This is a genomic window from Qipengyuania sp. CAU 1752 (assembly GCF_054482615.1).
The window spans coordinates 2,035,295-2,058,474 of sequence record NZ_JBTLRE010000001.1; the positions used below are offsets into that span (position 1 = coordinate 2,035,295).

Genomic DNA, 23,180 nt, shown 5'->3' on the forward strand with positions numbered 1-23,180 from the left:
AAAGACCCGCGCACAAAGTCGCGCATACAAGCTTGCCCGCATCGGACAGGGTTCACATTTTATGGAAAAGGAGCCGAGCGACCCGCCGCAATTCACCTGGGCTGCTTCCTTCCGGACCTGACCCGGTGAGCGAACGCTAACGTCCACCCGACTCCCGGAGCGCCATATGGCGGCGAACCGCCACATTTTCAACCGCAATTAATTGCCCGCGTCAGCGGAAGTTGTCGGCGTAGGCCTGCAGCTTGAGAGTCTTGGGCGGAGTTGCATGAACGCGCGCGGAAATGCCGCACTTCTCGGCATAGGCCTTGGCAGCTTCCTTGTCGGGGAAAGTCAGCGTGACCTGCGCCTGGGTATCGCCGCTGCCGGTCCAGCCCATCAGCGGATCGGGCTTGCGCGCCTCGGACTGCTCGAACTCGAGCACCCACTCATCGGTCCGCGCCTTGCCGGACTGCATCACGTTTTTCGGTCGCTGGTAGATACGGGCTGCCATGCGACGCCCGATACTTCAGCGCGCGCCCTTTGCAAAGGCATTCTTGGTCTTGAGGCTGGGCTTTTCGGTCCATGGCTGGTCGGGCCAGCGGTGTCGCGGATAGCGGCCCTTCATGTCCTTGGCGACGTCGCTCCAGCTACCACGCCAAAAGCCCGGCAGATCGCGCGTCGCCTGGATCGGACGTCCAGCAGGACTGGTCAGTTTGACTAATAACGGCGTGTCGCCGACCTTTGGATGCGTATCGAGCCCGAACAATGCCTGGACCCGCACTTTCACGCTCGGGGCATCATCGCCGTCATAGTCGATGGGATGCGATGTCCCCGCGGGCGAGCTGAACCGGCGCGGGGCACGCTGGTCGAGAAGCTGGCGGTCGTTCCAGTCGAGCTGGCCAAGAATTGCATCGGCGACCTTGCCGGATTCAATCTCCAAGGAACGCTTACCCTCGAGCAAGGGCGCTAGCCAAGTGTCGGCATTGGCCGCCAGTGCATCGAGTGACAGCGCCTCTATTCCTGCGTAGCGACCGCGCGCCACCAGATCGCGCGGGACGTGCCGTTCAAGCTCGGCGATGCAGGTTGAAACGAGCAGATCGCGCATGGCCTCGAGATCGGGTTGAGGATCGGGCCCGCTGGCCAGGGTGATCGCGCCGATCCGGCGCTCGATCCGCGCCTCGACCCGTCGCTCACGCACATTCCATTCGAGTGTCGAGCGTGCTTCGACAAGGTCGCCGAGTGCTCCGTCCAACAAGGCTCGCTCGAATGCAACGCCAGCAGTAATTCGTGCCCCCTTGGCTTGCCCCTGCGCATCGGCAACGACCATCCATTCGGCTCGCGCCAAGGGTGATGTGGGATCGAGTTGATAGCCTCGCCCGCCGGCGGACAACCACTGCTCGCCGTTCTTATCGCGTCGCCGGACAATCCGGTCCGGCATGGATTGCGCCAGTGCAACCGCGGGATCGCCACCGTCTTCCGCCTTCCTCGCAACCAGTCGGGTAGCCTTGGCCGCCCATCCTGCGGCGAGTTTGCGACTGGCTTGGGCGCGGCGAGAACGATCCTGGTTCCAGCGGTCGAGCCGCGCGAGCAAGTCTTCGCCGCGACCGCCGAGGCCCCGCTCCTGCACGAGTAGCGCCAGCCGCGCGATGGTGTCGCCTTGCCCGCCCCTGGCCCCCGCCAGGACGGCACTTGCCCACTCCGGCCCCAGCGGGAGGGCGGCGATCTTGCGGCCCCAATCGGTGATGCGCCCCTCCGCATCCAGCGCGCCGATCGACTGCAATCGGGTTCGCGCCGAAGCAATCGAGGGCGCTGGCGGCGGATCTAGCCAAGCCAGCGTGAGCGGGTCCTGCGCGCCCCATTGACCCAGCGCCAACAACAGCGGTGCAAGATCGCTGGTCTCGATTTCGGGCGGATCGAACTCCGGCCGACCGGCATGTCCACCCTCCTCCCACAGGCGATAAGCGATGCCGGGGGACTGCCGCGCTGCTCGTCCGGCGCGTTGCGCTGCGGAGGCCTGGCTTGCCCTTCGGGTCACCAGGTGGGTTGTTCCGGCAGCACGGTCGAACTCGGCCCTTCGCGTCAGGCCGCTGTCGACCACGATGCGCACACCGTCGAGTGTCAGCGAAGTCTCCGCAATGGCCGTGGCAAGAACAATACGCCGCCGACCTTCCGGATCACGTCGAATCGCAATCCTTTGCGCATGCGGTTGAACCTGTCCGTGAAGCGGCAGCACCAGTGCCTCCTTCAGGCGCGGCTCGATGCGCTCTTGCACACGAGTGATCTCTCCAACGCCGGGAAGAAATGCGAGGATGTCACCATCCTCTGCGCGCCATGCGCTGACGATGGCATCGGCTACGTGATCCTCCACCCGGATCCCCGGATTGCTCCCGAACCATTCGATCCGCAGCGGATAACTCTTTCCGGAGCTTTCGATGACTGGCGCATTCTCGCCCAATGCTTGTGCGAATCGCGCCCCGTCGATCGTCGCTGACATCACCAGCAAGCGCAGATCTTCCCGCAGCACCTGCTGGCTCTCAAGCGCGAGGGCCAGGCCCAGATCGCTATCGAGGTGGCGTTCATGCGCCTCGTCGAACAATACAGCGCTGACGCCTTCGAGTTCGGGGTCCTCCACGATCCTGTTTACGAATATCGCTTCGGTCATGACTACTATGCGCGTGCGCGATGACGTCTTGCTGTCGAGCCGGGTCAGGTAACCGATGGTCTCGCCAGCTCGCTCGCCCAGTAATTCGGCCATGCGCTCGGCCGCTGCCCGAGCGGCTATCCGGCGAGGACTGAGAAGCAGGATCTGCCCCTTACACCAAGGTTCCTCGAGCAATTCCGGCGCCACGGCTGTGGTCTTGCCTGCTCCGGGTGGCGCGATGAGTACGGCTGACGGCGCACCTGCCAGCGCCGTGCGCAATTGAGGCAGGACGTCGTGGACCGGCAGGCGATTCTGGGTGGGCGCGCTCAATAGCCCCGCGCGACCGCGAACAGGGCCGCTTCCGCCATTGACTGTCGTGCCTTGCTGTCAGGGAAAATCGATATCGCGTCGATCGCGCGCTGGGCGAAATGGCGGGCGCGATCTCGCGTGTCCTCAACCGCGCCGCGCTTTTCAATCAATGCCACTGCATGAGAGAGATCGTCGTCCGATATCCGGTGGCCGCTGATCGCGCCTTTCCAGAAGGCCCGCTCCTCCTCGTCACCGCGGGCATAGGCAAGGATCACAGGCAGGGTCATCTTGCCCTCGCGGAAATCGTCGCCGCGGTCCTTGCCCATTTCGGCAGCGTCGGAATCGTAATCGATGGCATCGTCGACCAGCTGGAAGGCGATCCCGAGGTTACGGCCATAGTCATCGAGTGCCTGCTCCTGCGCTTGGTCACATTCGCCCACGACAGCGGCAATGCGGCTGGCGGCTGCGAACAGTGCAGCGGTCTTGGCACCGATAATGTCGAGATAGCGTTCTTCGCTGGTCTCGATCTTGCGCTGGGCGCTCAGCTGGGCAACCTCACCCTCGGCGATGATAGCGCTAGCACCCGACAGTATCTTGAGCACCTTGAGGCTACCATCCTCGGTCATCAGCTCGAACGCACGACTGAAAAGGAAATCGCCGACCAGCACGGTGGCGGGATTGCCGAAGATGATGTTGGCAGCCGCCTTGCCGCGCCGCATTTCCGAACCATCGACAACATCGTCATGCAACAAGGTAGCGGTGTGAATGAATTCGACAGCTGCAGCGAGCCTGTGGTGGCGGTTGCCCTGGTAACCGACCAGTTCGGCACCGGCGAGTGTCAGCATGGGGCGCAGCCGCTTGCCACCACCGGAAATCAGGTGTCCGGCAAGGCGCGGGATGAGCGGAATTTCGCTCTGCATCCGGTCAAGAATTACTGCGTTGACAGCGTTCATGCCGGCAGCGGTCAGTCGCAGCATGGGTTCGAGCGTCGGCGGGCCGTCGTCGTCTCGCCGTGACAGGGGTATGATGTCGGCGCTCATAGCGGGGCACCCCATGCGCTTCACGCTGGCGCTTGGCAAGGGAGCAATTGCTGCTAGCTTCACGCCCATGACGAGCGAAAACGGTCTCCAGTCCGAACAAGCGAGTGACGAAGGCGACAGGGTCCTGGCCGGGTATCGGCTGTCGATCGACAATATCGACGCTGCCCTGATCCACATGCTTGCAGAAAGATTTCGAATCACCCAGGCGGTGGGCCAGTATAAGGCGACGGCATCCTTGCCGCCTGCCGATCCGGATCGCGAGCAGCGACAAATCGGGCGCCTGCGCAAGCTGGCCGAGGAAGCCCATCTCGACCCGGAGTTTTCCGAGAAGTTCCTGCGCTTCATCATCGATGAAGTGATCCGCCATCACGAACAGGCGCGCGACGGCGCATCTTAATCGCAAGGACGGGCCATCGCTCGATGTCTTCGTCCGACCCAAGGTAATTACAGGCCGATCAAGGACTTCTCTTCACAGCGGGTGTGCCATTTTCGCCGCACCCTTTTGCAGCCAAGACTCGTGGTAATTTCGTAGGTTGCGTCGTTCGATTCCCTCCTCTAGAGGAAATCAGGAGTTTCAAACCATTATTCGGGACGGAGAATACAAGATGAAAATGGGCAAAATTGCCGCAGCCGCAGCCGCACTCACGCTGGCCGTTGCACCGATGGCCGCACAGGCTGACATGAGCCGTGTTGCCGCTCCGGTGGCCGGCGAAAGCGAAAACGGTGGCGCTGGCGCCGGCGGTATCCTCGCAGGTTTCGCCATCCTGGCACTGTTCATCGGCATCATGGCCGGCGACGAAAGCCCGGTCAGCGCATAAGCCAAACGGCAAAAGAAGAATTTAGGGGTCGGGTTTTCCCGGCCCCTTTTCTTTTGCCTTCTTGAACTATGACAAAGGTGTGCGTGGCACGCCTATCTCCTGATGAACTAGCTGTTCGGAGGAGCCTGCGCGGCCCGAGGCAGGATCAGCTTCACCAACAGGCCGCCCAGATCCTCGCTTTCATCGAGCTCGACGCGGCCGCCGTAAATTTCGGCCACATCGCGCACAATGGCGAGGCCGAGCCCAGTGCCAGGTTTGCCGGTATCGAGCCGAGCGCCGCGATCGAAGATACGCTCGCGTTCTTCTTCGGGAATGCCCAATCCGTCATCTTCGATCCAGATGACACATTCGTCCCGATCACGCTCCGCATCGATCGTGACAAACACGCTGCCGCCGCCATATTTAGCGGCATTCTCGATCAGATTACCGAGGATCTCGTCGAGGTCTTGCCGTTCGATCGCTACTGTCGCATGGCTGTTGCCATCGAGGTCAAGGCGGGTGTGCTCGTAAATTCGGGTAATCGCCCGCAAAACTGATTCGGCGCTCGGCCAGACTTCAGCCCGCGAGAGCCCTGACGACCGCCGCCCAACCGCGCGCGCGCGGGCGAGATGGTGGTCGACGTGGCGTTGCATCGACTTGGTCTCGCGGAACACCAGTTCGGCCAGTTTCGGGTCCTTTGCAGTTGCCGCATTGGTCAGGACGGTCAGCGGGGTCTTGAGCGCATGAGCGAGGTTGCCTGCATGGGTGCGCGCTTCCTCTGCCTGCTTTTCCGAGTGAGCAAGCAGCGCGTTCAACTCCTCCACCAACGGCTGAACTTCGAGTGGCAGCGGATCGGAGACTCGGTTGCTGCCCGTCGAACGGATATGCTGGATTGCCAGACGCACGCGCCGCAGCGGACGCAACCCGTAATAGCTCTGCAGTGCAGCCAAGACTAGCAGGCCGAGGGCCAATGCCACGAAGCTCCAGAACAGGATCGAACGAATGCGCGCGATCTGCGCGTCCAGTTCACCGCGCGCAGATGCGACAGTGAAGGTCCATCGCGTCTCGCTGCCCGGCAAGATGACCGATCGCTCTACAACCCGAAGCGGCTCGCCCACGAACTGGTTGCTGTCATAGAAATGCGGCTCGTCATCCACGTGGTCGCCTTCGACCTGCAAGGTGCGGTCCCAGAGGCTGCGGCTTGGAAACGGCTCGTGCCCCATGCCGCTGATCTGCCAGTAAACGCCGCTATTGGGCTCCAGAAACCGCTGGTCGCCAAGCGGACGATACAACAACACCTCGCCGTCCGGCCCGATTTCGGCCGAGGATAGGAGCGCGGTTTGCACATATTCGAGTTGCTCGTCGAAATTGTTTTCGACCAGTGCGCGCAAAGTACGATCCAGCGCAATCCCGCCGCCGAGCAGCAGGACGAAAATCCATGCCGCCGAAATGAGCATCATCCTGCGCGAAAGGCTGCCCGTATGGGGGATACGATCGAACGCGGTGCCTGCCGGTTCGGTCGCCGTCATTGCGCCGTCGCCGGACGCAACTGCACCATGCGTCGCAGACAGCGACGCTCGCCCGGGCCCGGACGCGTTAGGCCCGCGGCTTGTCGTCGGGATCGTCGAGGCTGTATCCGAGGCCACGTATGGTCGTTATCACATCGGCACCCAGCTTCTTGCGGATGCGCGTCACGAAGACCTCGATCGTGTTCGAATCGCGGTCGAAATCCTGATCGTAGATATGTTCGATCAGTTCGGTACGGCTGACCACCTTGCCCTTGTGGTGCATGAGGTAGCTCAGCAGCTTGTATTCCTGCGCAGTCAGCTTGACCGGCTCGCCCTTCAGCGAGACCCTGCCCGAGCGAGTGTCGAGCCGGACATCGCCAGCGGTCAGTTCGCTTGAGGTATTACCCGAGGCGCGGCGGATTAACGCGCGCAAGCGGGCGATCAGCTCCTCGGTCTGGAACGGCTTGGCGAGGTAGTCGTCAGCGCCCGCGTCGAGACCGGCGACCTTGTCGGACCAGCTGTCACGCGCGGTCAGGACCAGAACCGGGAAATCCCGGCCTTCCTTGCGCCACATGCCGAGCACAGTCAGCCCGTCGATCTCGGGCAAGCCAAGGTCGAGGATCACCGCGTCGTAATCCTCGGTCGAACCGAGGAAATGGCCGTCTTCGCCATCGGTCGAGAGGTCGACCGCATAGCCATTCTGTTCCAGCGTGGTCTTGAGCTGTTGGCCGAGCGTGGGTTCGTCCTCGACAATCAGGATACGCATCGTGTTGGGGTCCCCTTTGGTTGCGCTTGGCGTAATGACGGCAAACGCGCCCCGAGGTCAATGGACCGCGGGGGTAAGCTCCCTGACTTGTTTACCTGGTCCGGCGCAGGATACGACCGGTACGGGCATCGACATCAACAAACATGACACGCCCGTCGCGGATAAATTTGAGTCGATAGGCCATCGCCGCGGAATCATACGCTGGCCCGAGATATTCTGCCCCGCGCATGCTCGGCAAAACACGACGCTCGATTTCACGCAAGGGAAGGACATTACCTGCGCGCATTTCCTTGCGTGCTTCGCCCTGTGCACTGCCATCCTGAGCAACCGCCGATACGGTCAACCCGCCGGCAGAGAGGCCAAGAGCCAGCAGTGTGGGGAGGACTTTTTTCATCACGACCCGATTACTACCCACAAACCATTGAACAAGCCGTGAATGGCGCAATTCTGCGGCATTCAGCTAATTGCTGCTTCAACGCACCATTTCAAAGGTCATTTGCAGACTCACACCGGTTCCGACCATGCCTGGCTCGATCGGCGCATTGCTTGCATCCGCCATGCGTGCCGCAGATACCATGACCTTTTCCTGCATGATTGGCCCGCCCGGTCCGCGGATCGATTCCCCGACCTGCAGCAGCCGAACATCGGAATACCCTGCGAAGCGCGCATATTCCTGCGCCTGGGCCTTGCCGCGCTCCAGCGCACGCTGGCGAGCAACTGCCTTGGCCTTTGTGTCATCCTCGATCGAGAAGCTCGGCCCCTGGATATCGGTGGCACCCGAGCTGACCAATGCGTCGAGCAACTCGCCGGCACGCTTGATCTCGCGAAGCTTGACGCTGACCTGGTTCGACGCGCGATAGGCGCGGAAGATCTGCCGCTGGTTTTCGCGGTCGTAATCGTATTGGGCGTCAAGGCTGATGCGCGAGGTCTGGATGTCGCGGACAGCAATCCCGCGTGCCTTGAGCATGTCGATGACCTTCTGCATTTCCGCAGAATTGCGGCGCAGCGCTTCTACCGCTGTGGGCGCATCAGTCACCACGCCTACGCCAATAGTGACGATATCGGGTTCAACCTCGACCTCTTCATAAATGCTCAATTCGACGACCGGGTTTGTAGCGTTGATCGTGACTTCGGCCGCAGCCAGCGGGTTCGAAGTGAGAGGCAGCATGGTCGCCGCCAATGCGAGGGGAGCCAGCATTGTACGCATATCGTCTTCCTCCAATAGCACCCCGTTCTTCCAGTCTGCCGGTGAAGCGTGGCTGAACCGGTGCGCAGCACTTTTCAACGCCCTCACTGGGGTTTAGGCAGCATGTAACAGGGGAATATCCATGATCATTTTTCGTTCCGCAATTCTGGCGATGCTGGCGTTCATATGGACACCTGCGGCCGCGCAAGAGGCTATGGACCGCGTTCCCGAACGCCCCGTCGGCGAAGGAGAGGGCCCCTACTCCACACTCTTGATCAAGGGCGCGACCATGATCGACGGGACGGGAGCACCGCCCGAAGGGCCCGTCGACATCCTCGTCGAAGGCAATCGCATTGCCCGCATCGCGCGCGGCGGAAGTTCGATGAAGGCAGACCGGATCATCGAAGCGAAGGACATGTTCGTCCTGCCTGGGTTCGTCGATGTGCATGGACATAATGGTGATCCACAAAAGGCCCCGCAGCCGTCCTACGGATTCAAACTCTGGCTGGCACACGGGGTGACCAGCGTGCGTGGGGTAGGCTTTGGGTGGGGGCCCGATGATCCATCGCTCGATCAAAAGCGTCGCAGCGCGGCCAACACCATCACGGCCCCCCGCCTGTTCGCATACACCGTACCAGGCGGCAGTTGGACCAACGGTCCCGTTACGACGCCCGCTAAGGGCCGCGACTGGGTGCGCTGGGCCAAAGTGCGCGGTTATGACGGGGTAAAGCTGTTCAACACCGAAGACCCGGCAACGCTCGCCGCGATTCTCGATGAGGCCAAGGCGCATAATCTGGGCACCGTTGCTCATCTCGGCCAGCGCGGGGTGGCACAGGTCAATGCGCGCAAGGCAGTTGAGCTGGGCCTTGGCGGGGTCACCCATTTCTACGGCCATTTCGAAAGCCTGCTCGATAATCGAACCACCCCGGATTACCCTGCCGACTATAATTACCTCGACGAACAATCGCGCTTTGCATGGGTCGCGCGACTGGAAGCGCAAGCGGTTGGGCCGGGAAGCGAGGCATGGGACGAATATGTCGAGTTCCTGGTTGAAAGCGGGGTCACGCTCAGTCCGACCTTCAACATCTACGCCGCCAGCCGCGACGTCATGCGGGCCCGCACACTGGAATGGCACGAGGATTACACCCTACCCTCGCTGATGAAGTTTTATGCGCCGAGCCTGACCAATCACGGTAGCTACTACCATGACTGGACGAGCGAGGACGAAGCGGCGTGGAAGCGCTTTTACACCAAGTGGTTTGCGCTCACCCGCGATTTCAAGAATGCCGGTGGCCGGGTCACCGCCGGTTCGGATCCCGGCTATATCTACCAGACTTGGGGTTTCGCCTATATCGCCGAACTGGAAATGCTGCGCGAAGCCGGACTGACACCGATGGAAGTGATCCAAGCCGCCACCATCAATGGCGCGCGCGAGATTTACGATCCCAAGTGCGAGGAGCCGCCCTTCGGCATGATCCGCGAAGGCAAGCTGGCCGACCTGGTAATAGTGCCCGAAAATCCGCTGGCCAATCTCAAGGTGTTGTACGGGACAGGTCACAGGCGGCTGAACCGTGAAACCAACACGCTCGAAACAGTTGGCGGTGTGCGGTGGACCATCAAGGATGGCATCGTTTACGACGCGCCGGCGCTGCTGGCGGATGTGGCGCAGATGGTAGCGGCGCAGAAGGCTTCGCAATAACGGACATTTGCGCACCCGCACGCTTGCACGAGATCGCCCCCGCGCCTACCTGCCCCGGCCTATGGCACAGCCACCGATACTCAGCTGGGAAGGTCTCGGCCTGCAACAGGGCGGGCGCTGGCTGCTGGGCGGGCCGGATCGCGAAGATCTCGACCTGCATATCGGCCCGCGCGACAGGCTGGCGCTGATCGGTCGTAACGGCGTCGGCAAGACGACGCTGTTTCGCCTGATCGACGGCCGGCTCGAGTCGGATCGTGGTATCCGCAAGATCAAGCCGGGCACACGCATCGTGACGCTCGAACAGGACCCCGACTTTTCTGGCTATGCGACCTTGATGGACTGGGCCTTGTCGGGCGAGAACGCTCCGCAACCGCACGAGGTCGAGGCGATTGCCGGTCAACTTGGTATCGACATGGCGACCGACACCAGGGGGGCCAGCGGCGGCGAGCGGCGCCGGGCAGCGATCGCCCGCGCACTCGCGCAGGATCCTGACCTCTTGCTGATGGACGAGCCGACCAACCATCTCGACCTCTCCGCGATCGAGTGGCTGGAAAGCTGGCTGGAGCGTTACAATGGCGCCTTCGTCGTCATCAGCCACGATCGAACCTTCCTCAAGCGTCTGACACGGGCCACCCTTTGGCTCGACCGCGGCATCATCCGCCGCAAGGAGGTCGGGTTCGGCGGGTACGAGGCGTGGGAAGCGCAGGTCTATGCCGAGGAAGCCCGCACGGCCCAGAAGCTCGATGCAAGACTGAAGCTCGAAGCGCACTGGCTCGAGCGCGGCGTCACAGCGCGGCGCAAGCGCAACCAGGGCCGGCTCGAAGCCTTGCACAAGATGCGCGCCGCCCGCGCAGCAATGATCGACACCTCCGGCCAGGCGAAGCTCAAGCTGGTGGTGGAGGAAGACTTCAAGTCGAAGTCGGTGATTGTCGCGGACAAGATCAGCAAGACTTACGAAGGCCGCGCCGTGATCAAGCCGTTCTCGCTGCGTATCCAGCGAGGCGATCGGATCGGGATCGTCGGCGCCAATGGCGCAGGCAAGACCACGTTGCTCAAGATGCTCACGGGTGAACTGGAACCCGACAGTGGCACCGTAGAGATTGCGAGGTCGCTGGCCGGGGTAATGATTGACCAGCAGCGCAGCCTGATGGAGCCCGACATCACCGTGCGCCAGGTGCTGGCCGAGGGCGGCGACTGGATTGATGTTCGCGGAGACCGCAAACATGTTCAGGGCTACCTCAAGGAGTTCCTGTTCGACCCCGGAATCGTCGACACCAAGGTCGGCATATTGTCGGGCGGCGAGAAGTCGCGCTTGTTGCTGGCGCGCGAATTCGCCCGCAAATCGAACCTGCTGGTACTTGACGAGCCGACCAACGACCTCGACCTCGAAACGCTCGACCTGTTGCAGGAAGTGATCGCCGATTACGAGGGCACTGTCCTGATCGTGAGCCATGATCGCGATTTCCTTGATCGCACGGTGACTTTGACCCTTGGCCTGGACGGCAGCGGCAAGATCGATGTCGTGGCTGGTGGCTATGAGGACTGGCAGGCCAAACGGGCCCGTCCCAATGGTGGCAAGTCGAGGAAGGAAGCGAAAGCCGCGCCAACGGTTGTGCCGCCGCCCCCCAAATCGACCAAACTTTCCTTCCGCGACCAGCGCGATTACGAGCTGTTGCCCGCGCGGATCGAGGAACTGGAAGCCGCGATCCAGAAGGGCGAAGCGATCCTGTCAGACCCCGATCTCTACACTAGCGATCCGCAAAAATTCGCCAATATCTCCAAGGGCGTGGAGAACGCCCGGGCGGAGAAGGACGTAGCCGAGGAACGATGGCTGGAGATCGCGGAGCAGGTCGAAGGGTGACGTTGGAGGCCGAAATCGCGGCCTGTCGCATCTGCGCCGGAGCGCTGGGCCATGCGCCGCGCCCGGTTGTGTCATTCTCTTCGACGGCGCGCCTTCTCATCATCGGCCAGGCTCCGGGATCGAAAGTGCATGAGAGTGGCATTCCCTGGGACGATGCCAGTGGTGATCGGCTGCGAGAATGGACTGGGCTCGACAAGCCCACAATGTATGATCCGCAGCAGGTGGCGCTGGTCCCGATGGGGTTCTGTTATCCTGGCAAGGCCAGCGGTGGCGACAAGCCACCCCGCCCCGAATGCGCGCCGCAATGGCACGAAAGAGTGCTCGACGTGCTCCCGTCTGACCGGCTGACGCTGCTCGTAGGAGCCTATGCGCAAAGCCAATATCTGCCGGACACCCGCCGGATGTCGATGACCGAGCGTGTCCGCCGGTTCCGCGAGTTCCTGCCGCACTTCCTGCCCTTGCCTCACCCGGCCTGGCGCAGCACCATCTGGATGCGCAAGAACCCGTGGTTCGAAGAGGAAATACTGCCGGTCCTGCGCGATCATGTCGCCGCAGCAACCCAACACGATGGAACACATGGAACACGGTCCTGACGACAATTTCCCGCATCAGCTGATGCGATAGAAATCGGCCACGCGGTCGAGCGCCAATTTGAGCACCAGTTTGCCCGAACGCGCCGGCCATCGTAGCGCCTTCTCCGCATCCGGCAGGCTCTCGCAGGCACAAACGACCCGCCACAATACATCCGAAAGCCCCGATCCCGCATGATCCAGAGCGCCGTCAAACCGCGCCTTGGCAGCAAGCTGGCGTTCGGTCGGCGAAAGGCCGGCATCGGGCCCGCCTTTCACCCGCACCGGTTCCCAGCGCATCGTCATGCTCGGCGATACTTGCGCTCGTTCATAGTCGGCTCGCAACCGCTCGCCCGCGTCGAGCAGCCGATCATCGAGATGCCCCCTCGCGTGGAGCCATGACAGCGGGCTCTCGGCAATGTTGACGGTGACCGATCGCCGCTTGCGCTGTGATCCGCCGCCCCTGCGCGGACCTTCTTCGGTCAGTTCCTTTTCCACCAGTTCGCGTTTCATTCGCAGCTCGCTCCCATAATCGTTTCGGTGCAGGGCTTGCCAAAATGAGGTTCGTGTAGGAAAGAGATTTTACCAATTCGGTTAGCGAGGCAAATGTATGATCAATCGAATCCGCGACATTCGCAAAGACCGGGGCATGACACTGGCCGACCTCGCCGAAGCCTGCGACCCGCCAACTACTGCTCAGACGATTGGTCGGCTCGAGACCGGGATGCGCAACCTATCGATAAAATGGATGGACCGGATTGCGACTGCGCTCGAAGTCGAGCCCGAAATGCTGGTCCGGTCTGACAAGGCAGACCATCCGCAAATCGTCGCTGCATTGGGAAGCGACGGGCCCGAAGCTTTGGCCAAACCGCGCGACGCGCTGCTGCCGACCGATACCGGCGGCAAGGGACCGCTGATGGTGCTGACAGTCGAGGCCGCGACCGGTCCCTATCTGCCTGGCGACCAAATCTGGCTGCGGCAGATTGCGCCAGACCAGGCGAGTAGCGCCATCAATCGTGACGTGCTGGTGCCCAAGAAGGCTGGCCGGTTTGCCTTTGGTAGATTGATTGACCGGCAAGGCGCGCTGGTCGGCCTGTTACCGCCCGGCATGGGACAAAAACAGGAAGTGGTGCAGGACCCGCCCTGGATTGGCGTTGCAGAAATGCTGGTCCGCAGCCTGTAATGCGTATCTTGTCGCTTTCCACATTGTACCCCAACGCGGCCAATCCGCGCTTCGGTACATTCGTGGCCCGCTCGCTCGAGGCTTTGACGAGACGGGACGACTGCGAGGTCGTCGTCATCAACCCGATCGGCATCCCGCCGCTCGCCCTTGGTCGCTACCGCGCCTTGGCCCAGTCTGCTGTCGACGGCTCCGAAAACGGCGTCGAGGTCCATCGCCCCACCTTTCGCCTGATCCCGCGGATCGGCGGACGATTCAATCCTGCGGCAATCGCGCGCACCGTCCTGCCATTGGCCCGGCGACTTCATGCCGAGCGGCCGTTTGACCTCCTCGACGCGCAGTTCTTCTACCCCGATGGGCCAGCCGTGGCGCGAATAGCCAGCGCACTTGATCTGCCATTCTCGATCAAGGCACGCGGAGCCGATATCCATCACTGGGGCGCCCTGCCCTACGCAGCCCGCCAGATGCGTAGCGCCGCCGATTACGCGACCGGCCTCCTCGCCGTGTGCAAGGCGCTGGCCCGGGACATGGTCGAAATCGGGCTGCCGAAGAGCAAGATCGCAATCCACTATACCGGCCTCGACCGGGATCGTTTTCGTCCGCTGCAGAACCCGACCTTGCGCCCGCGCCTGGCACAGGAGCTGGGCCTGCCGCTGCGTCACGAGGAACCGTTGCTCGTCACCGTTGGCGCGCTAATTCCACGTAAGGGGCAGGATCTGGTAATCCGTGCTTTGCGCGAACTGCCCGAGGCTCGCCTGCTCCTGGTCGGCAAGGGGCAAGATGAAGAGCGATTGCGGGCGTTGACCCGCCAGATGGGTCCTCAGATCGAGCAGCGGGTCCATTTTCTCGGTCTGCTCGACCATGATCTGATGCCGTTGGTGCTGTCGGCGGCCAATGCGATGGTCCTGCCCTCGGCTAGCGAAGGCCTCGCCAACGCATGGGTCGAGGCGCTGGCTTGCGGCACGCCAATTGTCGTCACCGATGCCGGGGGCGCACGTGAAGTCATCACCACAAAAGCGGCCGGGCGTATTGTCGAGCGCGAGCCGCTGGCGATTGCGCATGGCATCGCCAGCCTGCTGGCCGATCCACCCCGGCGCGAAGACACGCTGGCTGCGGCCGCACACTTCGACTGGGCGGTCCACGCAAGCCGACTGGCGAAATATTACACCGGCCTGATCGCCGAAGCGCGCTGACCGGGTCAGGCTTCGCCGCGGGCGATCTTTTCCTGCTTGTCGGCCTCGCTCTCGGTCGGCACGAAGCTGTGCGAATCCACGCCTAGCCAGATCAGGATCGGCGCCGCCATGTATACCGAGCTGTAGGTACCGACGAAGATACCCAGCGTGATGGCCGCGGTCAGGCCGAACAGGCTGGCCGGTCCGAAGAACAGCAGCGGGACCAGCGCCACCAGCAGCGTAAGCGAAGTCATCACCGTCCGCGCCAGAGTTTCATTGACCGAAAGATCCAGCAGTTCCGGGATCGGCATCTTGCGATATTTTTTCAGATTCTCGCGAATGCGGTCGTAAATAACGATAGTATCGTTGAGCGAATAGCCGATGATGGCGAGGATGGCGGCGATGATCTGCAGGCTGAATTCAAGCTGGAACAGCGCGAACATGCCGAGGGTCAGAGAAACGTCGTGGAACAGCGCGAACAATGCGCCTACGCCGAACTGCCATTCGAACCGGATCCAGATATACACCGAAATAGCGGCCATCGCAGCCAGCAGCGCATAAAGTGCTGTCTGACGGAACTCGCCGGAGACTTTGCCCGAAACGGAATCTACCCCGTCGATGCGGACTTCCGGATGGGCGGTGCGCAAGGCTTCGGTGATCTCACGAGTAAGCTGATCGGCAAACTCCTTGTCCCCTTCGGCCTCGGGCGGCAGTTTGACCCGGATAGAAATCTCGTGCTCCGCGCCGAAACGCTGCACGACCGGATCACCGACGCCTTCGATAGAAGTGAGGGTGGACCGGATCTCGGCCACGGGGGCGACTTCACCTTCCTGGAACGAGGCCCGGATCTCCTGGCCACCGGCAAAGTCGACGCCGTAATTCAACCCGTTGGTGAATACGAGGCCCCAACTCGCAGCGATCAGAATCAAGCTTACGACGTAGAACGGCATGCGCCATTTGAGGAACTTGATGTTGGTATCGTCGGGGACGAGCTTGAGCAGTTTCATCGTCCGGGTCCTTATACGTAGAGCTCGCTGGGGCGCGTTTTGCGCAGCCAGCCGGCGACCCACATGCGGTTAAGCGTAACGGCGGTGAACACGCTGGTGAACAGGCCGATGATCAAAACCACGGCAAAACCGCGGATAGGCCCTGAGCCAAACAGGAACAGCAGCACACCGGCGATGAAGTTCGTCACGTTGGCATCATAGATCGCCCGACTCGCTTCCTGGTAGCCTGTTTCGACCGCGGCGATGACCCGCCTTCCCCGTTTTCGCTCTTCGCGGATACGCTCGTTGATGAGCACGTTTGCGTCGACCGCTGCGCCGATCGTCAACACAAACCCGGCGATGCCCGGCAGTGTCAAAGTGGTATTCATCACCGCCATGATCCCCAGGATCATGAGGACGTTGATGATCAAGGCGACAGTGGCATAGACCCCGAACCGGCCGTAGGTGAAGATCATCAGCGCCACCACTAGCAGCGAGCCTACGCCCATGGCGATCAGGCCCTTTCGGATCGAGTCAGCACCAAGGTCGGGTCCAACCGTGCGTTCTTCGACAATGGCGAGATCAACCGGCAGAGCGCCGGATCGCAGGGAAATTGCCAGCGCATTGGCGCTGTCGACCGTGAAGCTGCCCGATATCTGCGCGCTTCCGCCTAGGATCGGCTCGCGGAAGGACGGGGTGGAGAGGACTTCATCATCGAGGATGATGGCAAAGGCCTTGCCCACGTTCTGGGTCGAGAGCTGGGCAAAGCGCTGCCCCCCCTGCTGGTCGAACTGGATATTGACGACAGGCTCGTTGGTCTGCGGATCGAAGCTTTGCTGCGCCCCGATCAGCGTGTCGCCCTTGATGCCGCCCAGCCGCCGCACGGCGACTGGTGTGCCGGCAAAATCGCTACCCGCAGCGTATGGGAAGATCTGGCTTCCCGGAGGCGCGATGCCTTGCTGCAGGTCGGCCGGAAGCGCGGTCTCGTCGACCATCTTGAATTCGAGCTTGGCAGTCTGGCCGAGCAAATCCTTGAGTTGGTCGGGGTCCTGCAAGCCGGGCACCTGCACCACGATACGGGCATCGCCCTGGCGAATGATGGTCGGCTCGCGCGTGCCGAGTTCGTCAATACGCTTGCGCACCACCTCGGTCGCGCTGTCCATGGCGTCGGCCACGGCCTGCTCGAGACCCGCCTGGGTAGGCGTCAGGACCACGCGGCTGGTATCGATGAGGCTCAATTCCCATTCGCGGGTCAGGCCTTCGCCATTGAGCAGCGGGGTCAAGAGCTCGCGCGCGCGATCGACCTGGCCGGGATCGTCGAGCAGGAAGCTCAGCCGGCCATTGGCGGTCGAGACATCGCCGATGCGGATAGCTGGCGATGCGTTGCGCATCGTGTTGCGCACCGCTTCTTCCATATTCTCAAGCCGCTGGCCTGCGACCTGCTCGGTTTCGGCCTCGAGCAGGATGTGGCTGCCACCGGCAAGGTCGAGCCCGAGATTGACGGTCGGGTCGGGCAGAGCCTCGGGCCAGCGGACCGAGGTGGTCGAAACGAGTGACGGCAATGCGGCGAGCATGACCAGCACGGTCAGCCCCCACAGCCAGGTCTTCTTCCAGGTCGAAAAATCGAGCATTGTCGCCGGCTCCGTCAGTCGTTTGCTGCGTCGCCGCCGGGAGGGATAACATCGCCAATGGTCGACTTGACCGCCTTGACGCGCGTACCCTGCCCGAGGTCGATATCACAATAATGCTCGTCCACCTTGACGATCTTGCCGACCAGTCCACCGGCGGTGACGACCTTGTCGCCCTTCTTCAGCCCGGTGACCTTGGCCTGATGCTCCTTCTGCCGCTTCATCTGCGGACGGATAATCAGGAACCAGAAGATCAGCGCCATGCCCACGAAAGGCAGTATCTGGACATAAAAAGGCGGCGGTGACCCCGCTGCGGCGGCAGAAAGTAGATCGATCATTAACAAAATACCTTGCGGAAAAGCGTGACCCCTAAAGGCGACGTGGACTGGCAGATGGGGCGGCGGTGCGCCCGCGCCAAGCCTACGCAACCGAATTGCCGCGCCGCCTAGCAAGAGTGGTGCCATTGGGCAACGCGAATGCGCATCGAATGAACGCATCAGCGCGCTTGCAACGCAGCGAAGGCAATCCTATAGGCGCGCCTCCACTGCTCGGGAAGTAGCGCAGCCTGGTAGCGCATCACACTGGGGGTGTGGGGGTCGCAGGTTCGAATCCTGTCTTCCCGACCAGTGGACTCAATCGTCAGAACCATCAACCGCCCGCGGCGGATCCCCATGACTCGCGATTCAGGTTTGGGTCCTTGCTCGACGGCGTAGTGGCAAATCTGGCCTTCATCTTCATACACTTGCGTAAATCCTGCCGTCGGGTAGGCTGTCTGCGGTAGTCGCGCCCAGGCTGGTTCTCGCCGCGACGAAACCTGCCCCGGCGTGAAGCGCAGGGGGCGGAGTATGGCGGATTTCCGATACAAGGCGTTTATCAGCTACAGCTGGGCCAATGCCGAGTGGGGAAACTGGCTTCACCGGTCGATCGAGACATTTCGCGTTCCTGCCGGGTTGGTCGGCAAGGATGGCGAATACGGCCCCGTTCCGCCCCGCTTGCAACCCCTGTTCAAGGACCGTGAAGAAGAAGCCGCCGGAGCCAGCATCGGCGAGGCCGTTAGCCGCGCCCTCGCCTCATCGGAATTCCTGATCGTTGTCTGCTCGCCGGAATCGGCGCAGTCACAGTGGGTCAACCACGAGATCGCCTGGTTCAAGACGCACCGCAATCCGTCCAAGATCCTGTCGCTCATCGTCGATGGTGAGCCGGGCGTTGAAGGATTGGAGTGTTTCCCCAAAGCGCTGACACACAAGGTGGCTGTCGACCTGTCGATAACCGACGAACCGGTCGATGCGCCCCTCGCCGCCGATGCCCGCGTGAGCGGGGACGGCAAGCGCGGTGCACGGTTGAAGCTGGCTGCCGCGATGCTGGGAGTGGGACTGGACGAACTGGTACAACGCGACGAGCGGCGACGGATTATCCGCACGCGGATTATGGTCGGCGCGTCGCTGGCGCTGGCTATCGTCATGAGCGGCCTCGCACTGGTGGCGGTGCAGGCCCGCAACGAGGCCGACCGCCAGCGCGCCGAGGCCGATGGCCTGGTCGAGTTCATGCTGACAGACCTTCGCGAAAAGCTCGAGCCGGTCGGGAGGCTCGATGCGCTCGACGTCGTCGGGCAGCGTGCCCTCGCATACTACGCCGGACAAAAGCCGGGAAATCTCGACGCCGATTCACTTGGCCGACGCAGTCGCGCGCTGCACCTGGTTGGCGAAATCCGCAATATTCGCGGCGACAGCGCGGCCGGGCTGGAAGCCTTCAGACAGGCAGCTGCTACCACGGCCGAATTACTGGAACGCGATCCCGACAATCCCCAGCGAGTATACGATCACGCGCAAAGCGAGTTCTGGGTAGGCTATGTTGCCTACGAGCGCGGCGACACCAAAGAAGCGGAAAGGCGCTTCATCGAGTACAAGAAGCTGGCTGACCGACTGGTGGCGCTCGAACCTGGAAAAGCCGAGTGGCAGACGGAACTGTTCTATGCCGAGACCAACCTGGGTGTGATGCTGTATACCGAAGGGCGGTTTGCCGATGCCGAACCTGCCTTTGCGAAGGGTCTGGAAATGGTCCAGTCCATCGCCGCAAAGGAGAAATACGACGCCTCCCGCCAGCTCGAGCTAGGTATCGCGCAAAACTGGCTTGGCATGGTCCGCTTCCAACTGGGCAACTTTCGGGGCTCGCGGTTGCTCCATCAGCGCGAAATTGGTGTGTACGCCAAGCTGCTCAAGAAAGAGCCCACCAACACTGCGGCGAAATACCGACTGGCAGTTGCATGGCAGCACATGGGGAATTTGGAACTGACTGCCGGCCGTGTTGAAGGCGCGTTCGAGGCGATCGATATCTCGATGGAGTTGATGAAGGAACTGCGCAGCATCGAACCGGCCGATACCGAATGGCAGGAAACCGAATTAGGCGCACTGCAGGCGCAAATCGACAACCTGTTCTACGCCGGCACACTTGCAAAGAGCGCGGCAATGCATGACCGCGCCACTGCCGCGCTGGACCGCATGACCTCGGCCGATTCTACGAACAAGATTTGGTCTGTCGGTTTCCGCTCAGCTCTGGATACGAAAGAGGCACGGCTGGCCCTGGCCGTTGGCGATCCAGATACCGCTCTAGCTCGGGCAAGAACAGTTATTCAACGGGCCAAGCAAAACAAGGAATACAAGTCTGCCGGACTAAAAGATCAGTCAGCCCAAGCCCATCTTTTGGCCGGTGACGCTTTGCTCGCCCTCGGTCGCGAGGACGAAGCCCGCGCCCATTGGCGCAAGGGACTGGCAATTGTCTCGGCTGAAGCGGCCAATCGCCCCGGCTATGCCAGGCGCGACCAATTCATTTTGCTGAAGCGGCTTGGGCGGAACAAGGATGCGCAGCAACAGGCTGTCGCGCTCGACAGGCAGGGTGATCGCCACCCTGCCTATATACGAGAGAAACTGCGGTGATCGTGATCGGTACGTCGTTTCCTGCCTTACCTGCCGTCTCCGCCGACGCCTTTGCTGCTGAGCATCGGATCGATGGTGATCTTGCCGTTCTCTCCGCCGCCAAGTTCGACAGAAAGCGCAAACCCGTAGGCTGGGCCTGATAGTTCCCGCTGATCGTCAATGACCATGACGGTATCACTCACGCGCCTGGGCAGTAGATCGGGAACGGTGATCGGTTTCGCCGGATCATAATGCCCGTTCTCGTCCGCACCGAACCAGCAGAAGCTGCCGACCTTACCGTCCGATTGCGTCGACCATGAGCCGGTTACCGGGGGATTGAGCGCCATCATTGCTGACGTGTCGAGGGTGATGGTGATGTCAATCCTGTTGGTGAACTTGGCCTGGTTAGGCATTTTCTTCAGATCGATATTGCCATCCTTGTCGACCATGTTCGGCATGTTCGGATTGGAGCCTGTCTCTTCCCATTCGATCCGCCAACCACCACTTGCGGCCTTGTGAGGCGTACATTTAAGTTCGAGAGTGCGGTCTTGTTTAGGAGGTTTGCCCAAGATAATTCTCCTATCCCTGAATTCGCAAATGCTCGTGCGCCGGCGAAGGGAATAAACCCGACGTCACGAACAGAATTAAGCGAACCCGAGAAGTAAAACATAACTGAAGGACCAGATTGCGTCTAGGCCTGCGGGCGAGCGAGGATTCTCCCGCCCACGCCGACAAGCCCCCTCGCCTCGACCGGCGCAATTGCGTAAGGGCTTGAGACATGGCGATGAAAACACGCTTGGCCTGGCTCCGCCGCAAATGGACTGGTGCACGCGAATACAGCGCGGCCGAGAAACTGCTGGTGCCCGTGGCGCTGGTGTTGCTCGGCATCTCGCGCGCGGCGATCCTCGGCCTGCCCTTCCGTCGCCATGCCGCAATGCTTGGATCAACGGCGCCGCAGGGTATCGCCGCACCAGCTATTTCGCCCGAACAAGACCAGCGCGCCAGGTCGATCGGCCGTGCCGTGCGCGCAAGTGCCACCGTCACGCCGTGGCAATCGATCTGCCTGCCGCAAGCGATGGCCGCTAGCACAATGCTAAGGCTTGGCGGGGTTCCACATGTCGTCCATTTCGGCCTGGGCAAGAGCCGACCGCAGGACGCACCCATGGAGGCCCATGCCTGGATCGTGGCCGGAAATCGTATCGTCACCGGCGGCCCGGTGTCACCCGATCACCGGATCGTCGCCAGCTTCGTCACCCCGCCGCGTCAGTAGGCTGCGCAAGCCGCCCTACCAGAGCCAGACATACAGCCCCACCAACATGGCCACGACGATCATCGCCAGCGTGTTGAACAGCATGGTGGTGGCGAAGGCGATGTCGCCCAGCTTCACCGTGCGCTCTTCATCGGGTGCGCCCGTCATGCGCGAGACGACCGCAGCGGCGACGATCGAGAGCATGAATACGCCCCAGATGCGGATGATGAAGGGGACATCCGGCATACCGAACTTCAGCGCTACATTGACGACAATCGAACCGATCAGGGCGGTGAATGCGCCTGCCGTATTCATCCGCTTGTCGAAGAAGCCGAGCAGGAACACCACCACGATGCCCGGGGCGATGAAGCCGGTATATTCCTGCACCGTCTGGAAGCCGCTTTCGTACCCGCCGATGAATGGCTGGGCCAGCACCAGGGCGAGGCCCATCGCCACGAATGCGGAAACCCGGCCAACCCGGACATAGTGCTTCTCGTTCTCAGCCGGCTTGTAGGCGCGATACAAATCCATCGTGAAAATGGTGGAGATCGAGTTCATCATCGATGCCAGCGAAGAAACGACCGCAGCGATCAGAGCCGCAAACACGAGGCCGCGCAGGCCGGCCGGTGCGAAGCTCATCAGCTCGCCGTAGGTCCGGTCCGATTTCTCGGCCAGCGCAGCGCCGTCGAGCATGCCGTTCTGTGCAAGGATGACGGCGGCAATGCCGGGGACAACCACGATGAATGGCACCAGCACCTTCAGGAACGCGGCAAAGGCCAGGCCCTTTTGCGCTTCGCCGAGGCTTTCGGCGCCCAGGGCCCGCTGGATGATGTACTGGTTGAATCCCCAGTAGCTGAAGTGGAGCACCCACAGTCCGCCCAGCAGAGTCCAGATTCCCGGCAAATCGCCGTAAGCCGGATGGTTTTCATCGAGGATCATCTCGAAGTGGCCGGGCATTTCCTGCATCAAGTAGCCGAAGCCCGCAACCGGACCGTCGGCACCGGGTAGCGCATCGAGCGCGATCCAGGTGATAGCAAGTCCGCCGATGATCAGGATGACAACCTGGATGATATCGGTGAGCGCCACGGCCTTGAGGCCGCCATACAGCGAATACAGAACCGCGAAGCCAGCCAGGGCCAACATCGCGCTCATCACGCTCCAGCCCGTGAGCGATGTCACCGCGAGGCCGCCCAGCCACAGCACCGTAGTGAGGTTGACGGCGGTGTAGAGCGCGACCCAGAATACGCTCATCATCGTCTTCACGCCTTCGCCATACCGCTGCTCGAGAAACTGCGGCATGGTGTAGATCTTGCGCTTGAGGAAGATCGGCAGGAAGTACTTGGCGACGATGATCAGGACGATCGCGGCCTGCCATTCATAGGCTGCGATTGCGACACCCACCGCGAAACCCTGGCCCGACTGGCCGATGATTTGCTCGGCCGAGATATTGGAGGCGATAAGCGATGCACCGATGGCCCACCACGGCAGCGCGCGACCGGCGAGGAAATAGTCCTCGGTATTCTTGGCGTGCCCCTTGGGCTCGCGGCTGACCAAGAGCGCGATGCCAAGCAGCGCCACCGCATATACCGCGATGATCACGATATCGATCGTTTCGAGTGTCACGATTTATCCCCTCCCAAGGGTCGCGGTCTTCCCGGATCCGCGCCCGTATTTCTTATCTCGTCTTTTCTAGCGCCC

Annotated in this window: 22 protein-coding genes, 1 tRNA gene and 1 other RNA gene; 10 read left to right on the forward strand and 14 right to left on the reverse strand. The window is 61.8% G+C overall.

Annotated features, from left to right (window positions below):
* Positions 1–63: 63 nt before the first annotated feature.
* The 4 genes from ffs to ACXYL9_RS09970 all read right to left on the reverse strand — a co-directional run bounded on the left by ffs (position 64) and on the right by ACXYL9_RS09970 (position 3,969).
* An RNA gene (gene ffs / locus ACXYL9_RS09955) (signal recognition particle sRNA small type) lies at positions 64–158 on the reverse strand.
* Positions 159–211: 53 nt separating this feature from the next.
* Positions 212–490 carry an ETC complex I subunit gene (locus tag ACXYL9_RS09960; RefSeq protein WP_459039341.1) on the reverse strand — a complete coding sequence of 93 codons (279 nt, stop codon included), beginning with the start codon at positions 488–490 and terminating at the stop codon, positions 212–214.
* A 15-nt stretch (positions 491–505) separates the two neighbouring features.
* Entirely contained in the window at positions 506–2,950 is a 2,445-nt protein-coding gene (gene hrpB, locus ACXYL9_RS09965; protein WP_459039342.1) for an ATP-dependent helicase HrpB, read from the reverse strand.
* Positions 2,947–3,969 carry a polyprenyl synthetase family protein gene (locus tag ACXYL9_RS09970; RefSeq protein WP_459039343.1) on the reverse strand — a complete coding sequence of 341 codons (1,023 nt, stop codon included), beginning with the start codon at positions 3,967–3,969 and terminating at the stop codon, positions 2,947–2,949. Before ACXYL9_RS09970 ends, hrpB begins: the two co-directional genes overlap by 4 nt.
* Positions 3,970–4,036: 67 nt before the next feature.
* On the opposite strand from ACXYL9_RS09970, the gene ACXYL9_RS09975 reads away from it, so the two are divergent.
* Together ACXYL9_RS09975 and ACXYL9_RS09980 are read left to right on the forward strand one after the other, a co-directional pair.
* On the forward strand, positions 4,037–4,366 hold the full coding sequence (locus ACXYL9_RS09975) for a chorismate mutase (RefSeq protein WP_459039344.1): 330 nt from the start codon (positions 4,037–4,039) through the stop codon (positions 4,364–4,366).
* A 208-nt stretch (positions 4,367–4,574) separates the two neighbouring features.
* Positions 4,575–4,787: a hypothetical protein gene (locus ACXYL9_RS09980; RefSeq protein WP_459039345.1), complete on the forward strand. Its 213-nt coding sequence runs from the start codon at positions 4,575–4,577 to the stop codon at positions 4,785–4,787.
* 107 nt (positions 4,788–4,894) lie between these two features.
* Here ACXYL9_RS09980 and ACXYL9_RS09985 read toward each other — a convergent pair whose 3' ends face one another.
* From ACXYL9_RS09985 to ACXYL9_RS10000, 4 genes are all read right to left on the reverse strand, one after another.
* Entirely contained in the window at positions 4,895–6,295 is a 1,401-nt protein-coding gene (locus ACXYL9_RS09985) for a sensor histidine kinase (protein WP_459039346.1), read from the reverse strand.
* 67 nt (positions 6,296–6,362) lie between these two features.
* Complete coding sequence (locus ACXYL9_RS09990) at positions 6,363–7,040, reverse strand: response regulator transcription factor (RefSeq protein ID WP_459039347.1); 678 nt, start codon at positions 7,038–7,040, stop codon at positions 6,363–6,365.
* Positions 7,041–7,131: 91 nt separating this feature from the next.
* Complete coding sequence (locus tag ACXYL9_RS09995) at positions 7,132–7,434, reverse strand: PepSY domain-containing protein (protein WP_459039348.1); 303 nt, start codon at positions 7,432–7,434, stop codon at positions 7,132–7,134.
* Between the two features lie 78 nt (positions 7,435–7,512).
* Positions 7,513–8,247, reverse strand: coding sequence for an SIMPL domain-containing protein (locus tag ACXYL9_RS10000; RefSeq protein WP_459039349.1), 735 nt, complete (start codon positions 8,245–8,247; stop codon positions 7,513–7,515).
* A gap of 121 nt (positions 8,248–8,368) precedes the next feature.
* Here ACXYL9_RS10000 and ACXYL9_RS10005 point away from each other — a divergent pair, with 121 nt between their 5' ends.
* The 3 genes from ACXYL9_RS10005 (at position 8,369) to ACXYL9_RS10015 (ending at position 12,379) form a co-directional block, all read left to right on the forward strand.
* Complete coding sequence (locus tag ACXYL9_RS10005; RefSeq protein ID WP_459039350.1) at positions 8,369–9,925, forward strand: amidohydrolase family protein; 1,557 nt, start codon at positions 8,369–8,371, stop codon at positions 9,923–9,925.
* Between the two features lie 61 nt (positions 9,926–9,986).
* Positions 9,987–11,786, forward strand: a complete 1,800-nt coding sequence (locus tag ACXYL9_RS10010; protein ID WP_459039351.1) for an ABC-F family ATP-binding cassette domain-containing protein — start codon at positions 9,987–9,989, stop codon at positions 11,784–11,786.
* Positions 11,753–12,379, forward strand: a complete 627-nt coding sequence (locus ACXYL9_RS10015; RefSeq protein ID WP_459039352.1) for a uracil-DNA glycosylase family protein — start codon at positions 11,753–11,755, stop codon at positions 12,377–12,379. The genes ACXYL9_RS10010 and ACXYL9_RS10015 overlap by 34 nt, the downstream gene beginning before the upstream one ends.
* Positions 12,380–12,394: 15 nt before the next feature.
* On the opposite strand, the gene ACXYL9_RS10020 is transcribed toward ACXYL9_RS10015, so the two are convergent.
* Positions 12,395–12,868 carry a DUF6456 domain-containing protein gene (locus ACXYL9_RS10020; RefSeq protein WP_459039353.1) on the reverse strand — a complete coding sequence of 158 codons (474 nt, stop codon included), beginning with the start codon at positions 12,866–12,868 and terminating at the stop codon, positions 12,395–12,397.
* A gap of 97 nt (positions 12,869–12,965) precedes the next feature.
* Here ACXYL9_RS10020 and ACXYL9_RS10025 point away from each other — a divergent pair, with 97 nt between their 5' ends.
* On the forward strand, positions 12,966–13,538 hold the full coding sequence (locus tag ACXYL9_RS10025) for a helix-turn-helix transcriptional regulator (RefSeq protein WP_459039354.1): 573 nt from the start codon (positions 12,966–12,968) through the stop codon (positions 13,536–13,538).
* Complete coding sequence (locus ACXYL9_RS10030; protein WP_459039355.1) at positions 13,538–14,728, forward strand: glycosyltransferase; 1,191 nt, start codon at positions 13,538–13,540, stop codon at positions 14,726–14,728. Before ACXYL9_RS10025 ends, ACXYL9_RS10030 begins: the two co-directional genes overlap by 1 nt.
* 5 nt (positions 14,729–14,733) lie before the next feature.
* On the opposite strand, the gene secF is transcribed toward ACXYL9_RS10030, so the two are convergent.
* The 3 genes from secF to yajC are packed head-to-tail and all read right to left on the reverse strand — an operon-like array spanning position 14,734 to position 17,659.
* Positions 14,734–15,714: a protein translocase subunit SecF gene (secF, locus tag ACXYL9_RS10035; protein WP_459039356.1), complete on the reverse strand. Its 981-nt coding sequence runs from the start codon at positions 15,712–15,714 to the stop codon at positions 14,734–14,736.
* 11 nt (positions 15,715–15,725) lie between these two features.
* Positions 15,726–17,324, reverse strand: coding sequence for a protein translocase subunit SecD (gene secD, locus ACXYL9_RS10040; protein WP_459039357.1), 1,599 nt, complete (start codon positions 17,322–17,324; stop codon positions 15,726–15,728).
* 14 nt (positions 17,325–17,338) lie between these two features.
* Complete coding sequence (gene yajC, locus ACXYL9_RS10045; protein WP_459039358.1) at positions 17,339–17,659, reverse strand: preprotein translocase subunit YajC; 321 nt, start codon at positions 17,657–17,659, stop codon at positions 17,339–17,341.
* Positions 17,660–17,870: 211 nt separating this feature from the next.
* On the opposite strand from yajC, the gene ACXYL9_RS10050 reads away from it, so the two are divergent.
* Positions 17,871–17,947, forward strand: a tRNA-Pro gene (locus ACXYL9_RS10050).
* A gap of 219 nt (positions 17,948–18,166) precedes the next feature.
* Positions 18,167–20,254, forward strand: a complete 2,088-nt coding sequence (locus tag ACXYL9_RS10055; RefSeq protein WP_459039359.1) for a toll/interleukin-1 receptor domain-containing protein — start codon at positions 18,167–18,169, stop codon at positions 20,252–20,254.
* 26 nt (positions 20,255–20,280) lie between these two features.
* Here the strand turns inward: ACXYL9_RS10055 and ACXYL9_RS10060 are convergent, their stop codons facing one another.
* Positions 20,281–20,802 carry a hypothetical protein gene (locus ACXYL9_RS10060; RefSeq protein ID WP_459039360.1) on the reverse strand — a complete coding sequence of 174 codons (522 nt, stop codon included), beginning with the start codon at positions 20,800–20,802 and terminating at the stop codon, positions 20,281–20,283.
* 215 nt (positions 20,803–21,017) lie between these two features.
* Between ACXYL9_RS10060 and ACXYL9_RS10065 the strand changes: the two genes are divergently transcribed.
* Complete coding sequence (locus tag ACXYL9_RS10065; RefSeq protein WP_459039361.1) at positions 21,018–21,503, forward strand: lasso peptide biosynthesis B2 protein; 486 nt, start codon at positions 21,018–21,020, stop codon at positions 21,501–21,503.
* Positions 21,504–21,518: 15 nt separating this feature from the next.
* On the opposite strand, the gene ACXYL9_RS10070 is transcribed toward ACXYL9_RS10065, so the two are convergent.
* On the reverse strand, positions 21,519–23,105 hold the full coding sequence (locus ACXYL9_RS10070; protein ID WP_459039362.1) for a sodium/sugar symporter: 1,587 nt from the start codon (positions 23,103–23,105) through the stop codon (positions 21,519–21,521).
* Positions 23,106–23,180 lie beyond the last annotated feature (75 nt).

Excerpts from the sequence above, each read along its gene's own strand:
- ACXYL9_RS09960 (WP_459039341.1), bottom strand. The coding sequence starts at position 490 with ATGGCAGCCCGTATCTACCAGCGACCGAAAAACGTGATGCAGTCCGGC.
- ACXYL9_RS09970 (WP_459039343.1), bottom strand. The coding sequence starts at position 3,969 with ATGAGCGCCGACATCATACCCCTGTCACGGCGAGACGACGACGGCCCG.
- ACXYL9_RS09975 (WP_459039344.1), top strand. The coding sequence starts at position 4,037 with ATGACGAGCGAAAACGGTCTCCAGTCCGAACAAGCGAGTGACGAAGGC.
- ACXYL9_RS09980 (WP_459039345.1), top strand. The coding sequence starts at position 4,575 with ATGAAAATGGGCAAAATTGCCGCAGCCGCAGCCGCACTCACGCTGGCC.
- ACXYL9_RS09985 (WP_459039346.1), bottom strand. The coding sequence starts at position 6,295 with ATGACGGCGACCGAACCGGCAGGCACCGCGTTCGATCGTATCCCCCAT.
- ACXYL9_RS09990 (WP_459039347.1), bottom strand. The coding sequence starts at position 7,040 with ATGCGTATCCTGATTGTCGAGGACGAACCCACGCTCGGCCAACAGCTC.
- ACXYL9_RS09995 (WP_459039348.1), bottom strand. The coding sequence starts at position 7,434 with ATGAAAAAAGTCCTCCCCACACTGCTGGCTCTTGGCCTCTCTGCCGGC.
- ACXYL9_RS10000 (WP_459039349.1), bottom strand. The coding sequence starts at position 8,247 with ATGCGTACAATGCTGGCTCCCCTCGCATTGGCGGCGACCATGCTGCCT.
- ACXYL9_RS10005 (WP_459039350.1), top strand. The coding sequence starts at position 8,369 with ATGATCATTTTTCGTTCCGCAATTCTGGCGATGCTGGCGTTCATATGG.
- ACXYL9_RS10010 (WP_459039351.1), top strand. The coding sequence starts at position 9,987 with ATGGCACAGCCACCGATACTCAGCTGGGAAGGTCTCGGCCTGCAACAG.
- ACXYL9_RS10015 (WP_459039352.1), top strand. The coding sequence starts at position 11,753 with ATGGCTGGAGATCGCGGAGCAGGTCGAAGGGTGACGTTGGAGGCCGAA.
- ACXYL9_RS10020 (WP_459039353.1), bottom strand. The coding sequence starts at position 12,868 with ATGAAACGCGAACTGGTGGAAAAGGAACTGACCGAAGAAGGTCCGCGC.
- ACXYL9_RS10025 (WP_459039354.1), top strand. The coding sequence starts at position 12,966 with ATGATCAATCGAATCCGCGACATTCGCAAAGACCGGGGCATGACACTG.
- ACXYL9_RS10030 (WP_459039355.1), top strand. The coding sequence starts at position 13,538 with ATGCGTATCTTGTCGCTTTCCACATTGTACCCCAACGCGGCCAATCCG.
- secF (WP_459039356.1), bottom strand. The coding sequence starts at position 15,714 with ATGAAACTGCTCAAGCTCGTCCCCGACGATACCAACATCAAGTTCCTC.
- secD (WP_459039357.1), bottom strand. The coding sequence starts at position 17,324 with ATGCTCGATTTTTCGACCTGGAAGAAGACCTGGCTGTGGGGGCTGACC.
- yajC (WP_459039358.1), bottom strand. The coding sequence starts at position 17,659 with ATGATCGATCTACTTTCTGCCGCCGCAGCGGGGTCACCGCCGCCTTTT.
- ACXYL9_RS10055 (WP_459039359.1), top strand. The coding sequence starts at position 18,167 with ATGGCGGATTTCCGATACAAGGCGTTTATCAGCTACAGCTGGGCCAAT.
- ACXYL9_RS10065 (WP_459039361.1), top strand. The coding sequence starts at position 21,018 with ATGAAAACACGCTTGGCCTGGCTCCGCCGCAAATGGACTGGTGCACGC.